The organism is Massilia sp. MS-15 (genome assembly GCF_020176695.1).
In the GTDB taxonomy this organism is placed as follows: domain Bacteria; phylum Pseudomonadota; class Gammaproteobacteria; order Burkholderiales; family Burkholderiaceae_D; genus Telluria; species Telluria hydrophila.
The window spans coordinates 158,941-182,713 of sequence record NZ_JAIWIA010000024.1; the positions used below are offsets into that span (position 1 = coordinate 158,941).

The 23,773-nt window shown below is 65.7% G+C and carries 16 protein-coding genes and 1 pseudogene; 14 read left to right on the forward strand and 3 right to left on the reverse strand.

What is annotated here, in order from left to right; genetic code table 11:
* Positions 1 to 300 precede the first annotated feature (300 nt).
* The 6 genes from LCI23_RS10830 to LCI23_RS10855 all read left to right on the forward strand — a co-directional run bounded on the left by LCI23_RS10830 (position 301) and on the right by LCI23_RS10855 (position 7,932).
* Positions 301 to 2,265, forward strand: coding sequence for an alginate lyase family protein (locus LCI23_RS10830; RefSeq protein WP_224946466.1), 1,965 nt, complete (start codon positions 301 to 303; stop codon positions 2,263 to 2,265).
* Positions 2,266 to 2,318: 53 nt separating this feature from the next.
* Positions 2,319 to 3,446 carry a non-hydrolyzing UDP-N-acetylglucosamine 2-epimerase gene (gene wecB / locus LCI23_RS10835; RefSeq protein WP_224946467.1) on the forward strand — a complete coding sequence of 376 codons (1,128 nt, stop codon included), beginning with the start codon at positions 2,319 to 2,321 and terminating at the stop codon, positions 3,444 to 3,446.
* 315 nt (positions 3,447 to 3,761) lie between these two features.
* Entirely contained in the window at positions 3,762 to 4,760 is a 999-nt protein-coding gene (gene galE, locus LCI23_RS10840; RefSeq protein WP_224946468.1) for a UDP-glucose 4-epimerase GalE, read from the forward strand.
* Positions 4,761 to 4,784: 24 nt separating this feature from the next.
* Positions 4,785 to 5,957, forward strand: a complete 1,173-nt coding sequence (locus LCI23_RS10845) for a sugar phosphate nucleotidyltransferase (protein ID WP_224946469.1) — start codon at positions 4,785 to 4,787, stop codon at positions 5,955 to 5,957.
* A complete protein-coding gene (locus LCI23_RS10850) occupies positions 5,954 to 7,372 on the forward strand; it encodes a mannose-1-phosphate guanylyltransferase/mannose-6-phosphate isomerase (RefSeq protein ID WP_224946470.1) in 1,419 nt (472 codons plus the stop codon). The genes LCI23_RS10845 and LCI23_RS10850 overlap by 4 nt, the downstream gene beginning before the upstream one ends.
* A 128-nt stretch (positions 7,373 to 7,500) precedes the next feature.
* The gene (locus tag LCI23_RS10855) at positions 7,501 to 7,932 is read left to right on the forward strand and encodes a hypothetical protein (RefSeq protein ID WP_224946471.1); all 432 of its coding nucleotides are present in this window, start codon (positions 7,501 to 7,503) and stop codon (positions 7,930 to 7,932) included.
* A gap of 29 nt (positions 7,933 to 7,961) precedes the next feature.
* Here LCI23_RS10855 and murJ read toward each other — a convergent pair whose 3' ends face one another.
* Positions 7,962 to 9,512 (reverse strand): murein biosynthesis integral membrane protein MurJ, encoded by a 1,551-nt coding sequence (gene murJ / locus LCI23_RS10860; protein WP_224946472.1) that lies wholly within the window; start codon positions 9,510 to 9,512, stop codon positions 7,962 to 7,964.
* Positions 9,513 to 9,748: 236 nt separating this feature from the next.
* Between murJ and rpsT the strand changes: the two genes are divergently transcribed.
* Complete coding sequence (rpsT, locus tag LCI23_RS10865; protein WP_036216299.1) at positions 9,749 to 10,015, forward strand: 30S ribosomal protein S20; 267 nt, start codon at positions 9,749 to 9,751, stop codon at positions 10,013 to 10,015.
* Between the two features lie 301 nt (positions 10,016 to 10,316).
* Positions 10,317 to 12,551 (forward strand): NADP-dependent isocitrate dehydrogenase, encoded by a 2,235-nt coding sequence (locus LCI23_RS10870; RefSeq protein WP_224946473.1) that lies wholly within the window; start codon positions 10,317 to 10,319, stop codon positions 12,549 to 12,551.
* A 163-nt stretch (positions 12,552 to 12,714) separates the two neighbouring features.
* On the opposite strand, the gene LCI23_RS10875 is transcribed toward LCI23_RS10870, so the two are convergent.
* Positions 12,715 to 13,263, reverse strand: coding sequence for a pseudouridine synthase (locus LCI23_RS10875; RefSeq protein WP_224946474.1), 549 nt, complete (start codon positions 13,261 to 13,263; stop codon positions 12,715 to 12,717).
* Between the two features lie 207 nt (positions 13,264 to 13,470).
* Between LCI23_RS10875 and icd the strand changes: the two genes are divergently transcribed.
* Positions 13,471 to 14,727, forward strand: a complete 1,257-nt coding sequence (gene icd / locus LCI23_RS10880; RefSeq protein WP_224946475.1) for an NADP-dependent isocitrate dehydrogenase — start codon at positions 13,471 to 13,473, stop codon at positions 14,725 to 14,727.
* Positions 14,728 to 14,825: 98 nt separating this feature from the next.
* On the opposite strand, the gene LCI23_RS10885 is transcribed toward icd, so the two are convergent.
* Complete coding sequence (locus LCI23_RS10885) at positions 14,826 to 15,029, reverse strand: cold-shock protein (protein WP_020653506.1); 204 nt, start codon at positions 15,027 to 15,029, stop codon at positions 14,826 to 14,828.
* Positions 15,030 to 15,347: 318 nt separating this feature from the next.
* On the opposite strand from LCI23_RS10885, the gene clpS reads away from it, so the two are divergent.
* The 5 genes and pseudogenes from clpS to LCI23_RS10910 all read left to right on the forward strand — a co-directional run.
* Positions 15,348 to 15,650 (forward strand): ATP-dependent Clp protease adapter ClpS, encoded by a 303-nt coding sequence (gene clpS / locus LCI23_RS10890; RefSeq protein ID WP_027864722.1) that lies wholly within the window; start codon positions 15,348 to 15,350, stop codon positions 15,648 to 15,650.
* Positions 15,647 to 17,950, forward strand: a complete 2,304-nt coding sequence (gene clpA, locus LCI23_RS10895) for an ATP-dependent Clp protease ATP-binding subunit ClpA (protein WP_224946476.1) — start codon at positions 15,647 to 15,649, stop codon at positions 17,948 to 17,950. Before clpS ends, clpA begins: the two co-directional genes overlap by 4 nt.
* Before the next feature lie 220 nt (positions 17,951 to 18,170).
* Entirely contained in the window at positions 18,171 to 21,473 is a 3,303-nt protein-coding gene (locus tag LCI23_RS10900) for a DUF2339 domain-containing protein (protein WP_224946477.1), read from the forward strand.
* Positions 21,474 to 21,489: 16 nt separating this feature from the next.
* Positions 21,490 to 22,947: a DUF3999 family protein gene (locus LCI23_RS10905; RefSeq protein WP_224946478.1), complete on the forward strand. Its 1,458-nt coding sequence runs from the start codon at positions 21,490 to 21,492 to the stop codon at positions 22,945 to 22,947.
* A gap of 107 nt (positions 22,948 to 23,054) precedes the next feature.
* Positions 23,055 to 23,773, forward strand: a pseudogene (locus LCI23_RS10910) (peptidase S41); the annotation flags it as partial.

Consider the following 23,773-nt stretch of genomic DNA (forward strand, 5'->3'; position numbering starts at 1 on the left):
TAGCCAACAAAACACCAGAGCTATGCTATTCTCGGCCGAATTGTTGTAGAAAAGTACACAAACGGTCCGCGCTGGCCGCGGCCAGGATGCAACACATCGGTCCGCAGGGCATCGAATCGTGCGCTTCGCCGCGGTTTCACTGTTGTACTATCAAAACAATTTCCATTTTGCAAACTGGCAGGCTGGGCGAGGCGGTATGCGCTGAGTGGCCGGCTGCATGCACCGGGGATCGCAGTCGTCCATCGGGCTGGCGCCGGCGGCGCGGAACAATCACAATCAATCGCAAAGCGGGGGAGAGAGATGAACGCAACAGTGAGGATAGGCTTGCTGGTGAACCGGCTGCGCTGCATGTCGGTGGCGGAAATGGGCTACCGCGTGCGCCAGGCCGCCGCGACCCGCATGGGTCGCCGCATGGCGGGCCGTACCGCCCCGGCTCCGCTGCCGCGCGCGCGTACCCTGGCCGTGCACGGCGCCCCCGCGCTCGATCCGGCCGAACGCGAAGCGCTGCTGCTCGACGCCGAGCGTATCTGCGCCGGCCACGTGGTCCTGTTCGCCGAGCGCCGCTTCGACGTCGGCGTGCCCACCGCCTGGAACCGCGATCCCGACACCGGCGTCACCGCCCCGCCGCTGTACGCCGGCGACATCGCCATCGGCGACCGCGAGCAGGTCGGCGACATCAAGCATGTGTGGGAACTGAACCGCCACCTGCACCTGGTGCGCCTGGCCCAGGCCTGGGCCGTGAGCGGCGAGCTGCGCTGGCTGCATGCGCTCGAGCAGCAGCTGCGCAGCTGGCTCGAGCAGTGCCCGCCGCTGACCGGACCCAACTGGACCAGCCCGCTGGAACTGGGCATCCGCCTGATCAACTGGAGCCTGGTGTGGCAGCTGGCCGGCGGCGAGAACAGCCCGCTGTTCGAGGGCGAGTCCGGACAGCGGCTGCGCAGCGACTGGCTGAGCAGCATCCACGCCCACTGCCGCGGCATCGCGCGCAACCTGTCGCGCCACTCCTCGGCCAACAACCACCTGATCGGCGAACTGGCCGGCCTCTACGTGGGCGCCAGCACCTGGCCCTGCTGGAAGGAGTCGGCCGAGTGGACGGCGACGGCGCGCCGCGAGCTCGAGCACGAGGCCGTGCTGCAGTTCTCGCGCGACGGCGTCAACCGCGAGCAGGCCTTTGCCTATCACATCTTCTCGAGCGAATTCCTGTTCGTGGCCGGCCTGATGGGCCAGGCCTGCGGCCAGCCTTTCCCGCGTCCCTACTGGGCGTCGCTGCAGCGCGCGCTGCGCTTCCTGCGCTCGGTGCGCGACGTTGGCGGCCACCTGCCGGCGGTGGGCGATGCCGATGACGGCCGCGTGTTCCGCCTGGACGCCGGCGGCGGCGAGCGTGCCGCCCAGCTGCTGGCGCTGGGCGACACCGTCTTCGGCGCGGCCGCCGACAGCCATCCCGGCGTGCGCTGGCTGCTGCATGCGCTGCCGGGGGCGCGCCCCGACTGCGATCCGCACGAAGTCGACAGCGGCTGGGCCTTCCCGGACGGCGGCTACCTGCTGTTCGGCAGCCACTTCGGCGAGCATACCGAAATCAAGGGCCTGCTCGACTGCGGCCCACTGGGCTATCTCGGCACCGCCGCCCATGGCCATGCCGACGCGCTGGCCCTGACCCTGTCGGTGGCGGGCGAGGAATGCCTCATCGATCCGGGCACCTATTCCTACTGGCAGGAGCAGAAGTGGCGTGACTATTTCCGCGGCACCTCGGCCCACAACACCGTGCGCATCGACGGCCTCGACCAGTCCACCAGCGGCGGGCGCTTCATGTGGCTGCGCAAGGCGCAGGCGCACATCGAGCGCATGCCGAGCAGCCCGGGCGACTTCGACTTCCGCGGCTCGCACGACGGCTATGCCCGCCTGGCCGACCCGGTGCGCCACATGCGCAGCGTGCGCTTCGACAGCGCCAGCAATACGCTCAGCGTGCGCGACGAGGTATCGGCGCGCAAGCCGCACAAGGTGGAGCTGTTCTGGCACTTCGCGCCCGAACTCGACGTGCGCCTCACCAGCCACGGCCTGTCGGCGCGCGGCAAGCGCTTCGTGCTGCAACTGCAGGCCTCGGGCGCCGACCTGCAGCTGGAACTGGTGCGCGGGGCCGAGAACCCGCCACTCGGCTGGTGCTCGCGTACCTATGAATCGAAGCGTCCGTGCGACGTGCTCAGGATCACGACCGTATCGTCCGCCGTTCCGGTCGAATGCAGGTTTACAATAACGTTCCTGCATTAGCAAAAAGTTATTAATAAGCAATAAAGCTTTTATTATTAAAGGGAAATGTCCAAATGCTGATTTACCTCGTTGCCGGTGCGCGTCCGAATTTCATGAAGATCGCCCCCATCGTGCGCGCCCTGCAGGCCCAGGATGCCCTGTCGTACAAGATCATCCATACCGGCCAGCACTACGACCGCGAGATGAACGATGTGTTCTTCGAAGAACTGGGCATTCCGCAACCGGACGTGTTCATGGCCGCCGGCGGCGGCAGCCACGCCCAGCAGACCGCCAAGATCATGGTCGGTTTCGAGGAGCTGTGTGTTGCCGAGCGCCCGGATGCGGTGCTGGTGGTGGGCGACGTGAATTCCACCCTGGCCTGCTCGGTGGTGGCCAAGAAGCTGGCGATCCCGGTCGCCCACGTCGAGGCCGGGCTGCGCAGCGGCGACATGGCCATGCCGGAAGAAATCAACCGCCTCGTCACCGACAGCATCTCGGACTGGTTCTTCGTCACCGAACCGGCGGCGCTGGAACACCTGCGCCGCGAGGGCAAGCCGGACGCCGCCGTGCACTACGTCGGCCATGTGATGGTGGACAACGTGCTGTACCAGGCCGACAAGCTGTCGCGCACCGATACGTCAAGTTTCGAAACGGGCGCCTTCAAGGCGGCGCAGGCGGGCGGCCGCTACGGCGTGGTCACGCTGCACCGGCCCAGCAACGTGGACGAGCCGGCCACTTTTGCCCGCATCGCCGGCGCGCTGAAGGAGATCGCGCAAGAGCTGCCGCTGATCTTCCCGGTGCATCCGCGCACCCGCGCCAACATCGAGAAGTTCGGCATCGACCTGGGGCCGAACGTCACGCTGGCCGGCCCGCAGGCCTACATGGCCTTTCTCAACCTGTGGAAGGACGCGGCCGTGGTGCTGACCGACAGCGGCGGCCTGCAGGAAGAAACCACGGCGCTGGGCGTGCCCTGCGTGACGATCCGCGAGAATACCGAGCGTCCGGTGACGGTGGACGAGGGTTCGAACGTGCTGGCCGGTACCGATCCGGAAGCCATCCTGCGCGAAGCGCGCAAGATCCTGGCCGGGCAGGGCAAGCAGGGCCGCCGCCCGCACCTGTGGGACGGCCGCGCCGCCGAGCGCATCGTCGCCGTGCTGGCGCGCGAACTGGGCGTGGCCGCGCCGGAAAGCCTGGCCGCCTGAAGCCGCCGCCCGCGCGCTGCGGGCCGCATGGCAGGCTTGCCAGGCCCGGACCGGCCCGCAACCCGTGCAGGAAGGCATGCTGCCGACGGCGGCACCGGTACCGCCACCGGCAGGCGGGCCGGACAGGGATAGGACGGCCATAGAAGCCGCCTGCAATAACACACACGAGCTCGCGCTGCCGCCTGCGGGCCGTCCTGGGGGACGGTCCGGGCAGCGGCATGGCATGTCGCCGCGCCGCGGTCAAGGCAATGATACGCGGCAGCAATGAATGCCACTCAATTAATACATTTTGCATATCAGAAGAGAGCAAACGACATGAAGATCCTGGTTACTGGCGGCATGGGCTACATCGGCTCGCATACCGTCGTCGAACTGCAGCACGCCGGCCATGAGGTGGTCGTGGTGGACAACCTGTCCAACGCGGACGCGCGGGTGCAGGAACGGGTGCAGCGCATCACCGGCAAGGCCTTCGTCTTCGAGGAAGCCGACATCCGCGACCGCGCCGCCATGGAACGCATCTTCGGCGCCCACAAGGTCGACGCCGTGATCCACTTCGCCGGCCTGAAGGCGGTCGGCGAATCGGTGGCGCAGCCGCTGCGCTACTACGACAACAACGTCAACGGCAGCGTGATCCTGTTCGAGACCATGGCCAAGTCCGGGGTGAAGACCATCGTGTTCTCGTCCTCGGCCACGGTGTACGGCGACCCGGCCTCGGTGCCGATCCGCGAAGACTTCCCGCTGTCGGCCACCAACCCCTACGGCCGCAGCAAGCTGATGATCGAGGACATCCTGCGCGACCTGGCCAAGGCCGAGCCCGACTGGCGCATCGCGCTGCTGCGCTACTTCAACCCGGTCGGCGCCCATGAGAGCGGCCTGATCGGCGAAGAGCCGAACGGCATCCCGAACAACCTGGTGCCGTATATCGCGCAAGTCGCCAACGGCCAGCGCGACAAGCTGTCCGTGTTCGGCGGCGACTACCCGACCCCGGACGGCACCGGCCTGCGCGACTACATCCACGTGGTCGACCTGGCGATCGGCCACGTCAAGACCCTCGATCGCCTGGCCAGGGAGCCGGGCATCGTCACCTACAACCTCGGCACTGGCCGCGGCAACAGCGTGCTGGAAATGGTGCGCGCCTTCGAGCAGGCCTGCGGCCGCCCGATTCCCTACCAGATCGTCGCGCGCCGCCCGGGCGACGTCGCCCAGTGCTATGCGGATCCGGCCAAGGCGCGCGAGGAACTGGGCTGGACTGCCGGGCGTGATGTCGCGCAGATGTGCGCCGATGTATGGCGCTATCAAACCACGGCGAAATAAACAATTTATCTAAAGGACGGTCTGATGAAAGCCATGATTCTCGCTGCAGGCAAGGGCACGCGTGTACGCCCGCTGACCTATGACCTGCCCAAACCCATGATCCCCCTGCTGGGCAAGCCCGTGATGGCCTACCTGGTCGAGCACCTCAAGAAGCACGGCGTGACCGAAATCATGGTCAACGTCAGCTGGCTGCACGAAAAGATCGAGGAATACTTCGGCGAAGGCGAGCAGTTCGGGGTCCAGATCGGCTACTCGTTCGAGGGCTACATCAAGGACGACGGCGAAGTCGTCCCGGAACCGATCGGCTCGGCCGGTGGCATGAAGAAGATCCAGGAATTCGGCGGCTTCTTCGACGACACCACCATCGTCCTGTGCGGCGACGCGCTGATCGACCTCGACCTCAAGGCGGCGCTGCTCGAGCACCGCCGCAAGGGCGCGATGGCCACCGTGATCACCAAGGAAGTCCCGTGGGACAAGGTCTCATCCTATGGCGTGGTGGTCACCGACGCCGAAGGACGCATCACCGAGTTCCAGGAAAAGCCGAGCGAACAGGAAGCCAAGTCGAATTTCATCTCGACCGGCATCTACATCTTCGAGCCGGAAGTCATCGACCTGATTCCCTCGGGCGTGCCGTTCGACATCGGTTCCGAACTGTTCCCCCTGCTGGCCGAGCGCGGCCTGCCGTTCTATGCCCAGGGCCGTCCGTTCAACTGGCTCGACATCGGCACCATGAGCGACTACTGGGAAGTGCTGCAGACCGTGCTGACCGGCGAAGTCAACCACATGGACGTGCCTGGCATCCAGATCGAGCCGGGCGTCTGGACCGGCCTGAACACCAGCATCGACTGGGAAGGCACCAGCATCGAAGGCCCGGTCTACATCGGTTCCAACGTCAAGATCGAGGCCGGCGCGCGCATCGTGGGCCCGACCTGGATCGGCCACGGCAGCCATATCTGCGAAGGCGCGGAGATCGTGCGCAGCGTGTTGTTCGAGTACACACGCGTGTTGCATGATGTAACATTGCACGAAATGATAGTTTTCAAGGACTATAGTGTCGACCGCCAGGGCGAGATGAAGCACGCCTCCGAGTATTCCTCGGAAGAGTGGCTCAATGCCCGCGACCGCCGCCGCTCGCGGCGCAAGGACGGCGACACCGATACCGCAATCGAGACGATCAACGAGAAAGTTAGCGCATGAACATTTACCCAGTCATCCTCTCCGGCGGTGCCGGTACCCGCCTGTGGCCGCTTTCGCGCGCCGTGCTGCCCAAGCAGCTGCTGCCGCTGGTAGCCGACAGGACCATGCTGCAGGAAACTGCGCTGCGGGTGGCGGGCTGGCCGGGAGTGATGGCGCCGCTGGTCGTGTGCGGCAACGACCACCGCTTCATGGTGGCCGAGCAGCTGCGCGAGGCCGGCATCACGCCGCTCGGCATCCTGCTCGAACCGGTCGGCCGCAACACCGCGCCGGCGGTGGCGGCGGCGGCCCACTACCTGAAGGCGATCGATCCGGAAGCCATCATGCTGGTGCTGCCGGCCGACCACGTGATCGAGAACGGCGCCGCCTTCCGCGACGCGGTGCAACGCGCCGTGACCCTGGTGGGGCAGGGCGCGCTGGCCACCTTCGGCATCGTCCCGCAGAGCCCGGAAACCGGCTACGGCTACATCCGCCGCGGCGAGGCCGTCGCCAACTGCGGCGACTGCTACCGCGTGGCGCGCTTCGTCGAAAAGCCGGATGCGGCCACCGCGCAAGGCTTCCTGGATGAAGGCGGCTATTACTGGAACAGCGGCATGTTCATGTTCCATGCGGAGCGCTACCTGGCGGAACTGGAAAAGCATGCCCCGGCCATCGCCGCGGCGGCCGAGAAGGCGGTCAGCACCGGCTACCGCGACCTCGACTTCTGCCGCCTGGAAGAAAAGGCCTTCGCCGACAGCCCGTCCGACTCGATCGACTACGCGGTGATGGAAAAGACCGTCGATGCCGCCGTGGTCCCGGCCGACATCGGCTGGAACGACGTCGGTTCCTGGTCGGCGCTGTGGGAAGTGCAGCCCAAGGACGCCAACGGCAATGCCCAGCGCGGCGACGTCTACCTCGACGGCGTCACCAATTCGCTGGTGCGCGCGGAGTCGCGCATCGTGGCCGTGGTGGGCGTGGACAACCTGGTGGTCGTGGAAACCCAGGACGCGGTGCTGGTCACCCACAAGGACCAGGTCCAGCGCGTCAAGCAGGTGGTCGACCACCTGAAGTCGAAGGCGCGCACCGAGCACCTGCACCATACCCGCGTGTACCGCCCCTGGGGCCACTACGAGGGCATCGATGCGGGCGACCGCTTCCAGGTCAAGCGCATCACGGTCAAGCCGGGCGAGAAGCTGTCGCTGCAGATGCACCACCACCGCGCCGAGCACTGGGTGGTGGTGTCGGGCACGGCGCGCGTGACCTGCGGCGAGAAGGTCTGCCTGCTGTCGGAAAACGAGTCCACCTACATCCCGATCGGCGTCACCCACCGCCTGGAAAACCCGGGCAGGCTGCCGCTGCACCTCATCGAGGTGCAGTCGGGCAGCTACCTGGGCGAAGACGACATCGTGCGCTTCGAGGACATCTACCAGCGCACCTGAAGCACCAGGCGATCCGGCGCAGGCGACAGGGCTGCCGCATGAGAAATCATGCGGCAGTTTTTCTTGCGCCGGCGGCGCATGCCCGGATTCGCTTGACCGCTTCCTGGCAGGGGAGGGAAGATGAAGGCATGCGCACACTCATCCTCATCCTCATGCTGGGCTGCACCGCCTGCACCCTCCAGGCCCGCGACAGCGGTTTCAAGGCACCGGTGGCGAACCCGGCCACGGCACCGGCCACGGCCCCGGGCGCGGACGGCGGCGACGCGCTGGCGCGCATGCGCGCCCTGATCGGCACGGCCTCCTGTACCGAATCCAGCCAGTGCCGCACCGTGGCGGTCGGCGCCCAGGCCTGCGGCGGGCCCCAGGCCTACCTGCCCTATTCGCAGGCGCGCACCGACGAGAAGGCCCTGCTGGCCCTGGCCGGCCAGCACAGGGCCGAGGTCAAGGCCAGGCTGGCCGATGGTGGGATGATGTCGATCTGCCGCCACCTGCCCGATCCGGGCGCCGTGTGCGTCAGCGGCAGCTGCCAGCTCGGCGCGTCCTCGCCCGCCCCGCGCTAGGGCGAGGCAAGGCAAGGTAAGGCCGCGCCTTACTTGGCGCGGCGCCTGAAGTCGCGTGGCCGGAAGCCCAGCGCCAGCAGCACGGCGAAGTAGGCGGCGCCGGCCGCCGCGATGATGCCGGCCAGTGCGCCGGCGCGCAGCAGCGGCGTGGCGCGCATGGCGATCCAGTCGAACTGCGCCTGGCCAAACCAGCATACGGCGCCCAGTACGCCTGCCGCCACCAGCAGCCTGGCCAGGAACTGGCCCCAGCCCGGCTGCGGCACGTAGATCCGGCGCCGGCGCAGTCCCGTGTACAGCAAGGCCGCATTGATGCAGGCGCCGACGCCGATCGACAGCGCCAGCCCGGCCACGCCCAGCAGCGGCACGAAGCCGATGTTCATCAGCTGGGTCGCGACCAGTACTCCCACCGCGATCTTGACCGGCGTGCGCACTTCCTGGCGCGCGAAGAAGGCCGGGGCCAGGGTCTTGACCAGGATGAAGCCGAGCAGGCCGGCGGCATAGGCCATCAGCGGCAGCGAGGCCTTGCGCACGTCGGCGTCGTCGAACGCGCCATAGTGGAACAGGGTGGTGATCATCGGTTCGGCCAGGGTCGCCATGCCAACGGCGGCCGGAATCGCCAGCAGGAAGGTCAGGCGCAGGCCCCAGTCCAGCAGGGATGCGTATTCCTGGGTGTCGCCATCGGTGTTCGCCTTGGCCAGGCCGGGCAGCAGGATGGTGCCGAGCGCCACGCCGAGCAGGGCGGTAGGCAATTCCATCAGGCGGTCCGCATACTGCAGGGCGGAGACCGCGCCGGGCCCCTGCCAGCCGGCGATGGTGGTGTTGATCAGGAGGCTGATCTGGGCCGCCGCCACCGCGAACACGGCCGGTCCCATCTTGCCTAGCATGCGGTGCACGCCGGCGTCGCGCAGGCCGGTCAGGGGATTGAGCGACAGGCGCGGCAGCATGCCCAGCTTGAGCAGGGGCGGGACCTGGATCGCCACCTGCAGCAGGCCGCCAATGCAGACGCCGACGGCCATCGCATAGATCGGCTGCTCGAAGTAGTCCGCCATCACCACGGCGGCGAAGATGAACGACAGGTTCAGCAGCACCGGCGTGAAGGCCGGAATCTTGAACTGGCGCCAGGTATTCAGGATGCCGCTGGCCAAGGCCACGAAGGCCATGCAGGCGATGTAGGGGAACATCAGGCGGGTCATGAAGACGGCGGCGTCGAAGGCCGCCGGTTCGCTCTGCAGGCCGCCGCCGATCAGGTAGATCAGCACCGGGGCCGCCAGGATGCCGGCCAGGCTGGTCAGTAGGGTGGCCCAGATCAGGACCGTCGCCACATGGTCGACCAGGGTCTTGGTCGCTTCCTGCCCATGCTTGCCCTTGTATTCGGTGAGGATGGGCACGAAGGCCTGCGAAAAGGCACCTTCGGCGAACAGGCGGCGCAGCAGGTTGGGCAGGCGGAAGGCGATGTTGAAGGCGTCGGTGAAATACGAGGCGCCGAAGGCGGCGGCAAACAGGCTTTCGCGCAGCAGGCCGGTGATGCGCGACACCATGGTCATGCTGGAGATGGCAGCGAGGGTACGGAGCAGGTTCATGGGCGGGGATTATACGTGGGCAACAGTTCGAAAAGGGCGGCCACGCGTGCCCAGGGGCGACAATGTTTGAATTATGAATTGCTCTAAATGCTTTCGTTCGCTATAATCGTGGGCTGTACTGAATTCTGTTAGCAGACACGAATCGTTGGGCAGGCACCCGTCGTACACAAATGAGGAGCGCCGGTTTCACTCGCTAATGTTTGCAAACGCAACTTGACCCCGATTTAGGAAATTTCATGGCAAATACCGCACAAGCGCGCAAACGCGCTCGTCAAGCAGTTAAGCAAAACGCACACAACTCGGCCCAGCGTTCGACCCTGCGTACCGCAATCAAGGCAGTTCGCAAGGCCATCCAGGCTGGCGACAAGGCCGCTGCAACCACCATCTTCCAGCAGTCCGTGTCGACCATCGACAGCATCGCTGACAAGAAGATCATCCACAAGAACAAAGCAGCGCGCCACAAGAGCCGCCTGGCTGCTGCCCTGAAAGCACTGTCCGCTTAATGAGCGAGGTGCGTGCGGCTGGCTAGCCGCAGCAGGCAGTTCTGTGCAGAGCAAGACCCGCCCGACTTCGGTCCTGGCGGGTTTTGTCGTTTGTCGTTCCTGATGCGCGCGCGGTCGCCGCGGCGGGCCCCGGTATCCTAAAACCGTGGCGCACAGTAAAATACTGGTGCATAATGTGAAACGCCCGTCTTATGTCTTATAGAAGACTTCGCAAAGCGAGGCCTTCGGCACAAGACCCGAGCCAGACCGTTACCACCGTTTTCAGCCATCGCGCAGTGCGCGATCATCGAGGAAAAAGCGAATGAGCAGTGATCCGACCATCATCTACACCCTGACCGACGAGGCGCCGCTGCTGGCGACCCACGCCTTCCTGCCTGTCGTCAGCACCTTCACCAAGCCTGCCGGCATCAAGGTCGAGCAGAGCGACATCTCGGTCGCCGCCCGCATCCTGGCGCAATTCCCCGAGCGCCTCACGCCGGAACAGCGCGTGCCGGACGCCTTGAGCGAGCTGGGCAAGAAGACCCTGGAACCGGACGCGAACATCATCAAGCTGCCGAACATCTCGGCCTCGGTGGGCCAGCTGACCGCGGCCATCAAGGAACTGCAGGCCAAAGGCTATGACCTGCCGGACTACCCGGCCGACCCGAAGACCGACGAAGAGAAGGCCGTCAAGGCGAAGTATGGCAAGTGCATCGGCTCGTCGGTGAATCCGGTCCTGCGCGAAGGTAACTCCGACCGCCGCGCACCGAAAGCCGTCAAGGAATACGCACGCAAGAACCCGCACTCGATGGGTGAGTGGTCGCAGGCATCGCGCACCCACGTGTCGCACATGACCCACGGCGACTTCTACCACGGCGAAAAGTCGATGACCCTGGATTGCGCCCGCGACGTCAAGATGGAACTGGTCACCAAGAGTGGCCAGACCATCGTGCTGAAGCCGAAGGTCGCGCTGCAGGCCGGCGAGATCATCGATTCGATGTTCATGAGCCGCAAGGCCCTGCTGGACTTCTACGAGAAGCAGATCGAAGACGCCAAGAATACCGGCGTGCTGTTCTCGCTGCATGTGAAAGCGACCATGATGAAGGTCTCGCACCCAATCGTGTTCGGCCACTGCGTGCGCATGTTCTACAAGGAAGCGTTTGAAAAGCACGGCGCCCTGTTCGACAGCCTCGGCATCAACGTCAACAACGGCATGGCCGACCTGTACAACAAGATCGCCGACCTGCCGGCCTCGCAGCGCGAAGAAATCGAACGCGACCTGCATGCCTGCCAGGAGCACCGTCCGGCGCTGGCCATGGTCGATTCGGCCAAGGGCATCACCAACTTCCACTCGCCGAACGACGTGATCGTCGACGCCTCGATGCCTGCGATGATCCGCGCTGGCGGCAAGATGTACGGCGCCGACGGCCGCCTGAAGGAAGTCAAGGCGGTGATCCCGGAATCTACTTTTGCGCGTATCTACCAGGAAGTGATCAACTTCTGCAAATGGCACGGCGCTTTTGATCCGCGCACCATGGGCACCGTCCCGAACGTGGGCCTGATGGCGCAGCAGGCCGAGGAATACGGCTCGCATGACAAGACCTTCGAGATCCAGGAAGACGGCGTGGCCAACATCGTCGACCTCGCCACCGGCGAAGTGCTGATGTCGCAAAACGTCGAGAAGGGCGACATCTGGCGCATGTGCCAGGTGAAGGACGCCCCGATCCGCGACTGGGTCAAGCTGGCGGTCACCCGCGCGCGCAACTCGGGCATGCCGGCCGTGTTCTGGCTCGACCCGTACCGTCCGCACGAAAATGAACTGATCAAGAAGGTCAAGACCTACCTGAAGGACCACGACACGAGCGGCCTGGACATCCAGATCATGTCGCAGGTGCGTGCCATGCGCTTCACCCTGGAGCGCGTCTCGCGCGGCCTGGACACCATCTCGGTGACCGGCAATATCCTGCGCGACTACCTGACCGACCTGTTCCCGATCCTGGAACTGGGCACCAGCGCCAAGATGCTGTCGATCGTTCCGCTGATGGCCGGCGGCGGCATGTACGAGACCGGCGCGGGCGGCTCGGCGCCGAAGCACGTGCAGCAGCTGACCGAAGAGAACCACCTGCGCTGGGATTCGCTGGGCGAGTTCCTGGCGCTGGCCGTGTCGCTGGAAGACCTGGGCATCAAGACCGGCAACAGCCAGGCCAAGGTGCTGGCCAAGACCCTGGACACCGCCACCGGCCGCCTGCTGGACAACCGCAAGTCGCCGTCGCCGAAGACCGGCGAGCTCGACAACCGCGGCAGCCAGTTCTACCTGTCGATGTACTGGGCGCAGGAGCTGGCCGCGCAGACCGAGGATGCCGGCCTGGCAGCCAAGTTCGCGCCGCTGGCGGAGCAGCTGGCGCAGAACGAGCAGAAGATCGTTGCCGAGATGCTGGAAGTGCAGGGCAAGCCGGTCGACATCGGCGGCTACTACAAGGCGGATGACGCCAAGGTGAAGGCCGTGATGCGTCCGAGCGCGACCTTCAACGCGGCGCTGGAGTCGTTCGGGGCGTAATTGACTGCTCGCTTTACACAGGAACGCCGGCTTCACGCCGGCGTTTTTTGTGGCTTTCGTAGGGTGGGCGGCGGCGCCGCCCCCGCGTCCGGGCACCCGGCCAGAACATGGCCGTGGCTATGTCACGATGTCGTCGAACGCGTGGGCGGGAAACCCGCCCACCCTACCCATACCGGACTTCGGTGAATTCGCCCGGCATCAGGGGATGGGTCGCGAGCGAGAACGGCCCGATGCTCGAGCGCACCAGGCGCAAGGTCGGCAAGCCCACCGCCGCCGTCATCCGCCGCACCTGCCGGTTCTTTCCTTCCTCCAGCGTGACCGCGATCCAGCTGGTCGGCTTGTCCTGCCGGGCACGGATCGGCGGGTTGCGCGGCCACAGCCATGCCGGCTCGGCGATGCGCACCGCCTTGCATGGCTTGGTGACGAAGTCGCCCAGGTCGAGCGGCGCCTGCAGCCGGGCCAGCGTGGCGCCGTCCGCCACGCCATCGACCTGCACCAGGTAGGTCTTGGCTTCCTTGTGGTCCGGATGCGCGATCCGGTGCTGCAGCTTGCCGTCGTCGGTGAGCAGCATCAGGCCTTCGCTGTCCGCATCGAGCCGGCCGGCGGGATAGATGTTGGGGATGTCCAGGTAGTCGGCCAGCGTGGCGCGGCCATCCTGGGCCGAGAACTGGCACAGGACCTGGAAGGGTTTGTTGAAGAGAATCAGGGACATGGATGACGAATGGGCTCAGGAGGGGTGCCGCGTAGCGCCCCGGAAAATACTGGTGCATAATGCAAGATGCCAGCCAGATGTCTTCTACAAGACTTGCGGCCGTATTCCACATTCTAGATGAAATGCAGGGCGGCCATGGCCGATTCAGGCCGGAACGCCGCGCCGCGGCCTGCCTCGCGACATCACGCGACCCTATGGGAGAACACGATGTACCAACATATCAAGGTCCCGGCCGACGGCCAGAAAATCACCGTCAATGCCGACCTGACGCTCAGCGTGCCGGACCATCCGGTCATTCCCTACATCGAGGGTGACGGCACCGGCGCCGATATCACTCCGGTCATGCGCAAGGTCGTCGATGCGGCCGTAGCCAGGGCCTACGGCGGCAACCGCAAGATCAGCTGGATGGAAATCTATGCCGGCGAAAAATCGACGGGCGTGTATGGCCCCGATGTCTGGCTGCCGGCGGAAACCCTGGAGGTCCTGAAGGACTACGTGGTCTCGATCAAGGGCCCGCTGACCACCCCGGTGGGCGGCGGCATCCGTTCGCTCAACGTGGCGCTGCGCCAGGAGCTCGACCTGTATGTCTGCCTGCGACCGGTGCGCTACTTCGCCGGCGTGCCATCCCCGCTGAAGCAGCCGGAGAAGACCGACATGGTGATCTTCCGCGAGAATTCCGAAGACATCTATGCCGGCATCGAATGGGCCGAGGGCTCCGACGGCGTGAAGAAGGTCATCAAATTCCTGACCGAAGAGATGGGTGTCAGGAAGATCCGCTTCCCGGAGACCTCGGGCTTAGGGCTAAAGCCGGTCTCGCGCGAAGGCACCGAGCGCCTGGTGCGCAAGGCGATCCAGTACGCGATCGACAACGACAAGCCTTCGGTGACCCTGGTCCACAAGGGCAACATCATGAAGTACACCGAAGGCGGTTTCCGCGACTGGGGCTATGCGCTGGCACAGAAGGAGTTCGGCGCCGAGCTGATCGATGGCGGCCCATGGTGCAAATTCAGGAATCCGAGGACCGGGCGCGAGATCACGATCAAGGATTCGATCGCCGACGCCTTCCTGCAGCAGATCCTGCTGCGCCCGGCCGAGTACAGCGTGATCGCCACCCTGAACCTGAACGGCGACTACATCTCGGACGCGCTGGCGGCCCAGGTCGGCGGCATCGGCATCGCGCCGGGCGCCAACATGTCGGACTCGGTCGCCATGTTCGAAGCGACCCATGGCACCGCGCCGAAGTATGCCGGCAAGGACTACGTGAACCCCGGTTCGCTGATCCTGTCGGCTGAGATGATGCTGCGCCACATGGGCTGGACCGAGGCGGCCGACCTGATCATCCGCGCGATGGAAAAGGCCATCACCTCGAAGAAAGTCACCTACGATTTTGCGCGCCTGATGGAAGGGGCGACCCAGGTCTCGTGCTCGGGCTTCGGCGAGGTGATGATCGAGCAGATGGGTTGAGGGAGGGCCGGGGCGCGGCCGCTAGGCCGCCCTGGCGCGGAAGAAGGACGAAAAAAAACCCCGCTGAGCGGGGTTTCTTGCTTCCGGGAGGGGAAAGATTACATGCCCTGGATGTTGGAAGCTTGCTTGCCTTTCGGGCCTTGCGTGACTTCGAATTGGACTTTTTGACCTTCTTTGAGGGTCTTAAAACCGTTCATATTGATTGCGGAGAAGTGCGCGAACAGATCTTCGCCGCCGTCATCAGGAGTGATGAAGCCAAAGCCTTTGGAATCATTGAACCACTTAACAGTACCAGTTGCCATAAAAGAACTTTCAAATTTTAACTAATCACACGAGCCATAAAAGCAAGAAGCTTCTTGCCCCCTCCTCAGCCTGCTCACTTCTTATCAACAAGTACATAAGTACCTGTCAATAACTGCATTGTTGGTGGAATAATCACTGAAGTCAAGCGCTTTTGCGGGGCTGTTGCCAAATTTCTTACGGCTGAGGTAACCCGACTCTTGATTTCGTCAATTGGATCGCCATCTGCGCATAAACCGGAAAACGCGTAACATGGAAGCACATGAGAACAAGCTGATGTTTACGCTTGGCACAGACTTTGAAAGCTTTAGAATACGCCCATGGCTACGAAGCATGATACCGAACAGCTGCTGGAGCGGCAGACCGTAAAACCGCCACCCTTGTACCAGGTGGCCTTGCTGAACGACGACTACACGCCGATGGAATTCGTAGTAGCGATCATCCAGGAGTATTTCAACAAGGATCGCGAAACGGCGACCCAGATCATGCTTTCCGTGCATCGTCACGGCAAGGGCGTTTGTGGGGTGTTTTCCAAAGATATAGCGTGTACCAAAGTGGAGTTTGTCTTAACGCATGCGCGTAAGGCAGGGCACCCCCTGCAGTGCGTGATGGAGGAAGTATGATTGCGCAGGAACTTGAAGTATCCCTACACATGGCCTTTGTCGAAGCCCGCCAGGCCCGCCACGAGTTCATTACCGTGGAACACCTGCTGCTGGCCTTGCTCGACAATCCATCCGCCGCCGAAGTCCTGCGTGCGTGCGCGGTCAATATCGATGACCTGCGCAAGACCCTGACTAATTTTATCGGCGATAACACCCCGACCGTGCCCGGCACGGGCGAGGTCGATACCCAGCCGACGCTTGGTTTCCAGCGCGTGATCCAGCGTGCGATCATGCACGTACAATCGGCCTCGAACGGCAAGAAGGAAGTCACCGGCGCCAACGTGCTGGTGGCGATCTTCGGCGAGAAGGACTCGCACGCCGTCTACTACCTGCACCAGCAGGGCGTGACCCGCCTCGACGTGGTCAACTTCATCTCGCACGGCGTGCGCAAGGACCAGCAGATGGACACCAGCAAGGCGTCCGAAGGCGTGGAAGAGGCGCAGGTCGAGGGCGGCCAGGCCAAGGAAAGCCCGCTCGACCAGTTCACCCAGAACCTGAACAAGTCGGCGGCCGACGGCAAGATCGATCCCCTGATCGGCCGCGAGGAAGAAGTCGACCGCGTGATCCAGATCCTGTGCCGCCGCCGCAAGAACAATCCGCTGCTGGTGGGCGAGGCCGGTGTCGGCAAGACCGCCATCGCCGAGGGCCTGGCATGGCGCATCGTCCAGGAAGACGTGCCCGAGATCCTGCAGAACGCCGTCGTGTACTCGCTCGACATGGGCGCGCTGCTGGCCGGCACCAAGTACCGCGGCGACTTCGAGCAGCGTTTGAAAGCGGTGCTCAAGCAGCTGAAGGACACCCCGAACGGCATCCTGTTCATCGACGAGATCCACACGATCATCGGTGCCGGTTCCGCATCGGGCGGTACGCTCGACGCGTCGAACCTGCTGAAGCCGGCCCTGGCCAACGGCCAGTTGAAGTGCATCGGCGCGACCACGTTCACGGAATTCCGCGGCGTGTTCGAGAAGGACCATGCCCTGAGCCGCCGCTTCCAGAAGGTGGACGTGAACGAACCGTCGGTCGAGCAGACCGTGGCGATCCTGCGCGGCCTGAAGTCGCGCTTCGAAGAGCACCACGGCGTGAAATATTCCTCGTCGGCGCTGACCACCGCGGCCGAGCTGGCGGCGCGTTTCATCAACGACCGCCACCTGCCGGACAAGGCCATCGACGTGATCGACGAAGCCGGTGCCGCCCAGCGCATCCTGCCGAAGTCGAAGCAGAAGAAGACCATTGGCAAGACCGAGATCGAGGACATCATCGCCAAGATCGCCCGGATCCCTCCGCAGACCGTCAACCAGGACGACCGCAGCAAGCTGCAGACCATCGACCGCGACCTGCGCAACGTGGTGTTCGGCCAGGATCCGGCGATCGACGCCCTGTCGGCGGCGATCAAGATGGCGCGTGCCGGCCTGGGCAAGACCGACAAGCCGATCGGCTCCTTCCTGTTCTCGGGCCCGACCGGCGTCGGCAAGACCGAGGTCGCCAAGCAGCTCGCCTTCATCCTGGGCATCGAGCTGGTGCGCTTCGACATGTCCGAATACATGGAGCGCCACGCGGTGTCGCGCCTGATCGGCGCGCCGCCGGGCTATGTCGGCTTCGACCAGGGCGGCCTCTTGACCGAGGCCATCACCAAGAAGCCGCACGCGGTGCTGCTGCTGGATGAAATTGAAAAAGCCCATCCGGACATCTTCAACATCCTGCTGCAGGTGATGGACCACGGCACGCTGACCGACAACAACGGACGCAAGGCCGACTTCCGCAACGTGATCATCATCATGACCACCAATGCGGGCGCCGAGAGCCTGACCAAGCGCTCGGTGGGCTTCGTGGATTCGAAGGCGGCAGGCGACGAGATGGCCGACATCAAGCGCATGTTCACGCCGGAGTTCCGCAACCGCCTGGACGCGATCATCAGCTTCCGCGCGCTGGACGAAGACATCATCCTGCGCGTCGTGGACAAGTTCCTGATGCAGCTGGAAGAGCAGCTGCACGAGAAGAAGGTGGAAGCCGTGTTCACCGAGAAGCTGCGCAAGTTCCTCGGCAAGAAAGGCTTCGACCCGCTGATGGGCGCGCGTCCGATGTCGCGCCTGATCCAGGACATGATCCGCAAGGCCCTGGCCGACGAGCTGCTGTTTGGCCGCCTGGTCAACGGCGGGCGCGTGACGGTGGACCTGAATGAGAAGGACGACGTCGTGCTGGAATTCCCGGAAGGCGATGCACTGCCGCCGCCGGCTCCGGCCGAGACGGTGGAAATCGAATAAGCTTCGATTCACGATCCAGGAAACCGTGCTTCGGCGCGGTTTTTTTTCGTGCGGCCGGCGCGAACGGCGCCGCAGGATTGAGCCTGCGCAATCGATATCTTTCTTTGCGGAATAAATTCTCTTGCGCGACGTATGCTTTTGGTCTGGCGCGGCACTGTGCCGATGCGCCCCCACTGCGTTCACCCGATTGTGTTCGCCGCTTCCAGCGGCCGGAGAAGCCATGGAAATAGCTAGCTTGATCCTGCTGGTGTTGGCGTACCCCTTCCTTGCAGCATGGCTGGTTGGTATCGGCCGCGGGAGCAGGCTGGCCGCGCTGGAGCGTGAAATCAGCGTCCTGCGCGCAAAGGTCGAGGCCTCGGTGCCTTCGCCTCCCCCGGAATCCCTGGCTGGCACCGCACAACAAGCACATCAGCCGGCGGCAGCGCTGCCAGAAGCGCAAGCGCCGGACCGGGCGGAGGAGGAAAGCGCAGCGCCACAATGCCCGCTCGCGCCGGGAAACGGGCACGCCGCCGCACTGGAGGCGGGCACCGATGCGGACGAGGTCGCGACCGAGCGGGCCGCATCCACCATCGCGCCGGCGCACGCTGCCACGCAAGCGGCCACGCCAGGGGATGCCGGGCAGGCGCCGGACGCGACGGCCGACCCACAGGCCAGCGCGGCCGCGGACACGCAGCACGCCCCCGCGACGCAGGGCGGCGCCACACCACCTACTTCGTCCACCGCGCCAGGATGGGCCGCCGCCGCGATGGGCTGGCTGCTTAACGGCAACCTGGTCGCCAAGCTCGGCCTGGTCATCCTGTTCATTGGCGTTGGCTTCCTGCTCAAGTACGTCGCAGAAACGGTCACTGTCCCGATCGAAGCGCGGCTGGCCGGGGTGGTGGCGGCAACCCTGGCCTTGCTGGGCTGGGGCTGGCGCCTGCGTAGCGCGCGACGCGAAATCGGCCTGCCGGTACAGGGGACAGCCATCGCGATCCTGATGCTGGTGGTCTTTGGCGCGTACCACCGCTACGACCTGATGCCTTCCGGTTTCGCTTTTGCCTTGCTGGTGGCGCTGACCGCTTTCACCTGCCTGCTGGCAGTGCTGCAGGAATCGCCCTGGCTGGCGGCATTCGGCATCACCGGCGGATTCGCGAGCCCTCTGCTGCTCTCCACCGGCGGGGGCAATCATGTCGGGCTGTTTTCCTATTACGCGCTGCTCAATACGGGTGTCTTTTTCCTCGCCATCAAGCGCGCCTGGCGGCCCCTGAACCTGATCGGTTTCGCATTTACCTTCATCGTCGGCACCGCATGGGGCACGCTGCGCTACACACCGGAGCATTACCTGAGCGCCCAGCTGTTCCTGGCCCTGTTCTTCGTGTTCTACGTCGGCATCGCGGTGGCGTTCGCACGCCAGCAGCACACGCGCCTGGAAGACCCCGTCGACGCAAGCCTGGTACTGGGAACGCCGCTGGCCGCGTTCGCCCTGCAGGCCGGACTGGTCAAGAGCATGGAATTCGGGCTCGCCTTCTCGGCGCTCGCCCTCGGCGTGTTTTACATGACGCTCAGCGTCATCCTGTGGCGCAGGGCAGGCGCGCGCTGGCGCGTGCTGGTGGAAACCTTCATGGCCCTCGGTGTGGTCTTCGGCACGCTGGCCATTCCGTTCGCGGTCGATGGCCGCTGGACCTCGGGCGTATGGGCGCTCGAAGGCGCCGGCTTTGCATGGCTCGGCCTGCGTCGCAAGCAGCGCCTCACATGGATGTTTGGCGTGCTGCTCCAGGCCGGCGCCTGGATGGGCTTCATCGGCGCCATCGGCGGCATCGATCCGGATGCCGCGCGCGACGCCAACCTGTGGCTGGGCTTCCTGCTGTTGGCGGGCAGCGCGTTCGCGATGGCCCGCGGGTTCCGCCGGCAAACCGGCGACTCGCACCCGGCCCTGCTGTGGATTGCCAACGGCTTCCTGGTGACGGCCGCCGGCTGGTTCCTGGCCGGCATCTGGACCGAAGCGATCCTGCACACGGGCGGCGTCCTGCGCGCGAACCTGCTCACGGCAGGCGCCCTGCTGACCGCCGGCTTGCTCTATCTCAGCGGCGCCCGCCTGGCCTGGCCGCTGGCGCGGCGCCTCGCCGTCCTGGCCCAGCTCGCGGCAGCGATCGCCCTGATGAGCGTGAGCACGGTGGCATGGCAATGGCTGAGCGTGAGGGAAACCGGGGGCGGTGAACCGCTGCTGGGTGTCCTGATGATCGCGCTCGCCGCGCTTGCCAGCGCCTGGATGGGCAGGCGTTCGCCAGACCCCCAATCGCACCGCCATTTTCCGCTGGTGTTCCTGCTGTGGGGCGGCGCCTGGTGGTTCGGACCGGGCATGAGCATTGCCGCGAGCCGGCTGCTGTTCGCGCTGCCGGCCGCGCTGGGCCCTGCCGATGCACGCTGGAGTGCCATGTACGCGCTGCTGGCCGGTGTGTCCGCAATCGCCTGCACCCGGCTGGCGCCACGCCTCGCCTGGCCGGAGCTGCGCTGGCTGGGCACGAGCAGCTGGGCCATGCTGGCCGTGTTCACGCTCGTCATCCTGTCCAGCCTGTACGGGACGCGGACCTTGCCCGAGCCCGGTGTCTGGCTGGCCTGGGCGCTGCTCTGGTCCAGCAGCGAGTATGTGCTGCTGCGCTGGAGCGCCGGCGACGCCAGGGGCGGTGGCCTGCTGCTGCGCGCCGTGCACGCGCTGCGCTCGGCCGGGCCCTGGCTGGCGATCTGGCCCACCGGGTCGATCCTGGTCGGGCAGTGGCTGGCGGTGCCGGGCGACGTGGTCGATACGGCAGAGCAGACCGCCTGGGCAAGCAGCCCGGCCTGGGGCAATTACCTGCCGACCTGGGTGATGATGCTGGCGCTGGCCTGGCTGGCCGGACGTAGCCGGGCCGGAAAGTGGCCAGCCGCTCCCTTGCCGCAGTGGTACCAGCGCGTCCTGATTCCGTGCGGCGCGCTGCTCTTGCTGGCGCTCACGAGCGTCTGGAACCTGGTGCAGGACGGCAGCATGGCGCCCTTGCCCTACCTGCCCCTGCTCAACCCGCTCGACCTGACGACCGGCTTCGTCCTGTTCCTGTGCCTGGGCGCGGCGCGCGCTTCGCTGGAAGGGCAGGGCGCGCCCGGCAGGATCATGGCACGCCTGCGGGCTAGCGGCGTGGCAGCCGCCTGGGTCTGGTGCAACCTCATCTTCCTGCGCAGCGCCGCGCAATACCGCGACATTCCGTACCGGGTCGATGCGCTGGTGGCGTCGCAGTTCGTGCAGGCCATGCTGTCCCTCGCTTGGTGCGCGAGCGCGCTGTTCCTGATGCGCTTCGCCGCCGTCAGGGCCGTGCGCGGCAGCTGGTGTCTCGGCGCCGTCCTGCTTGGCGTGGTGGTGCTCAAGCTGTTGACCTTCGACCTGGCCAACAGCGGCAGCCTGGCGCGCGTCGTCTCGTTTGTCGGCGTCGGCCTCTTGATGATACTGATCGGCTATTTTGCTCCTTTTCCAAAGGCCGACAGGCGCCCGGCCATGTCGACCCAGGGCACCTGACCGGAACGGAACCCCCATGCATCCCATTCTCGCGCGCTTGTCCACCTTTCCCCGATCGGTCACGCTGTCGCTCACGATCGCGCTGAACGTCCTGCCGGTAGCGCAGGCGCTTGCGGCCCCAGGCGACCAGCCTCAAGACTATGCGCACGCGATTCCGCTCAGCGTGAGCGGCAAGCACGCCGTGGTGCAGTTGCCATTGCCGCGCGCGGTCTACCTGGCGGCGCGCCAGCCCGACCTGGCCGACCTGCGCCTGTTCGATGCCGCAGGCAGGCCGATGCCGTTCGCCCTCATCGACCAGGTCCAGCAGGCACAGGAGCAACGGTCGAGCACACCGGTCGCGGTGTTTCCGGTGCGCGGGCCGGCCGGCAGCACGCGATTGCCGCCCGGACTGGAGATCCGGACGGGCGACAATGGCGCGCTCATCTCGGTGACGGCGCCCGGGAACCGCGGCGCCGGCGACGCCCTGGCAAGCCTGGTCCTCGACCTGCAGGCAGGAGCGACATCGTCCAAGCCGGTCGCTGCCCTGGCGCTCAGCCTGCCGCCGGGGCAGGGCAGCTACAGCGCCCAGGTGGCGCTCGATATCAGTGACGACCTGCAGGAATGGGAGGAGCTCGCCGTCGCCTCGCTCAGCTGGCTGGTCAACCGCCAGGGCGCCAGCGTGCGCAAGGACAGGATCGCGTTTCCGCCACGGGCGTTTCGTTTCGCGCGCATCCGCTGGATTGAAGGCGCGCCGGTTGAATTCTCCGCCGTCGCCGCGGAGCGGCTGGCCACGGCGCAGGCCCCGGAGCGGTGGGAAAGCGTCGTGCTGCAGCCAGGGCCGGCCACGGGGACCGACCTGTTGTACGAGGCGCCGATCGCCGTGCCGGTCGAATCGATCGGCCTCGCGCTCCAGCACCAGAATGTCGTGATGCCGGTACTCGTCGGGCACTACCAGAAACAGCCCGACCGCAGGACCGGCAGCATGCTCCAGCTGCCTTTGCGGCCGGTAGCGAATGCGACCTTCTACCGCTTGACGCAGGACGGACAGCCGCGCGTGTCGGGTGACATCGCCGTGCCCTTGACGCATGCGTCGCAGTGGGTGGTGCGGCCCCAGGGCAGCGCCCCCGAGCGGCCCGGCCTGCGCCTGCGCTGGAAGCCGGCGGTCCTCGTGTTCGTCGCCGGCGGAGCTCAGCCGTACACGCTCGCCTTTGGCCGCGATGCCGTCCGCTCGGGCCAGGTGCCGCTCAGCCAGGTTGCGCCCGGCTTCTCGATGCGCGAGCTGGCTGTGCTCGAGCAGGCACAGGCGGGCGGGCCGGTCCGGCTGCAGGCGGATGCCGACAGCGCCCGTGGGGCGCAGGAGGAAAGGCAGGCATCGCGTACGCGCGTCACCTGGCTGTGGGCGCTGCTGCTGGCAGGCGTGGCGGTACTGGCCGGCATGGTCTGGAAGCTGTCGCGCCAGATGAGGGGCGCAAGCGAAGGCACGCCGCCCGCCTGAACACCGCGGTGGCGCTGCCGCCGGCCTTTTTTTGCATGTATGCATGTCGTCCAGGTCAGTCAGCTGTGGCAAACTGTTCCGCTTGAGTAACTCTTGCCATACTGGACATGAACGTCTCCCGCACCATTCTCGCGCTGTCGCTGGCGCTCATCGGCAGCCAGGCCAGTGCTGCCGACCCTTATTTCCGTTTCCCGGCAGTGCGCGGCGACACGGTCGTGTTCACCGCCGAGGGCGACCTGTGGCGCACCACGCTCGCGGGCGGCAAGGCGACCCGCCTGACCACCCATCCGTCCGCGGAGACCCAGGCTGCGATCTCGCACGACGGCAGGTACGTGGCCTTCGCCGCTTCCTACGAGGGGGCGCAGGAAGCCTATGTGATGCCGGTCGAGGGCGGGCTGCCGAAGCGGATCACCTTCGAGAACGGCGGCGTGAGCGTGCTGGGCTGGACCGCACAGGGTGAAGTGCTGGTCAGCACCGAGAACTCGACCGGTCCGTCCAAGCACCGCATCGTCGCCGCACTGGACCCGGCCAGGCTGGTGCGCCGCGTGCTGCCGCTGGCCGACGCCAACGATGCCGCGCTGAGCGATGACGGCCGCACCGTGTTCTTCACGCGCATGGGCCTGTCGATGACCAACGATAACGTCAAGGCCTACCGCGGCGGCGCTCATGCCCAGCTGTGGCGCTATGAACTGGGTTCGGAGAACGAGGCGGTACGCCTGTTCAAGGACGACAACGCGAACAACCGCCGCGCCATGTGGCATCAGGGCCGCATCTACTTCATCAGCGATGCCGGCGGCGCCGACAACATCTGGTCGTGGCGGCCGGA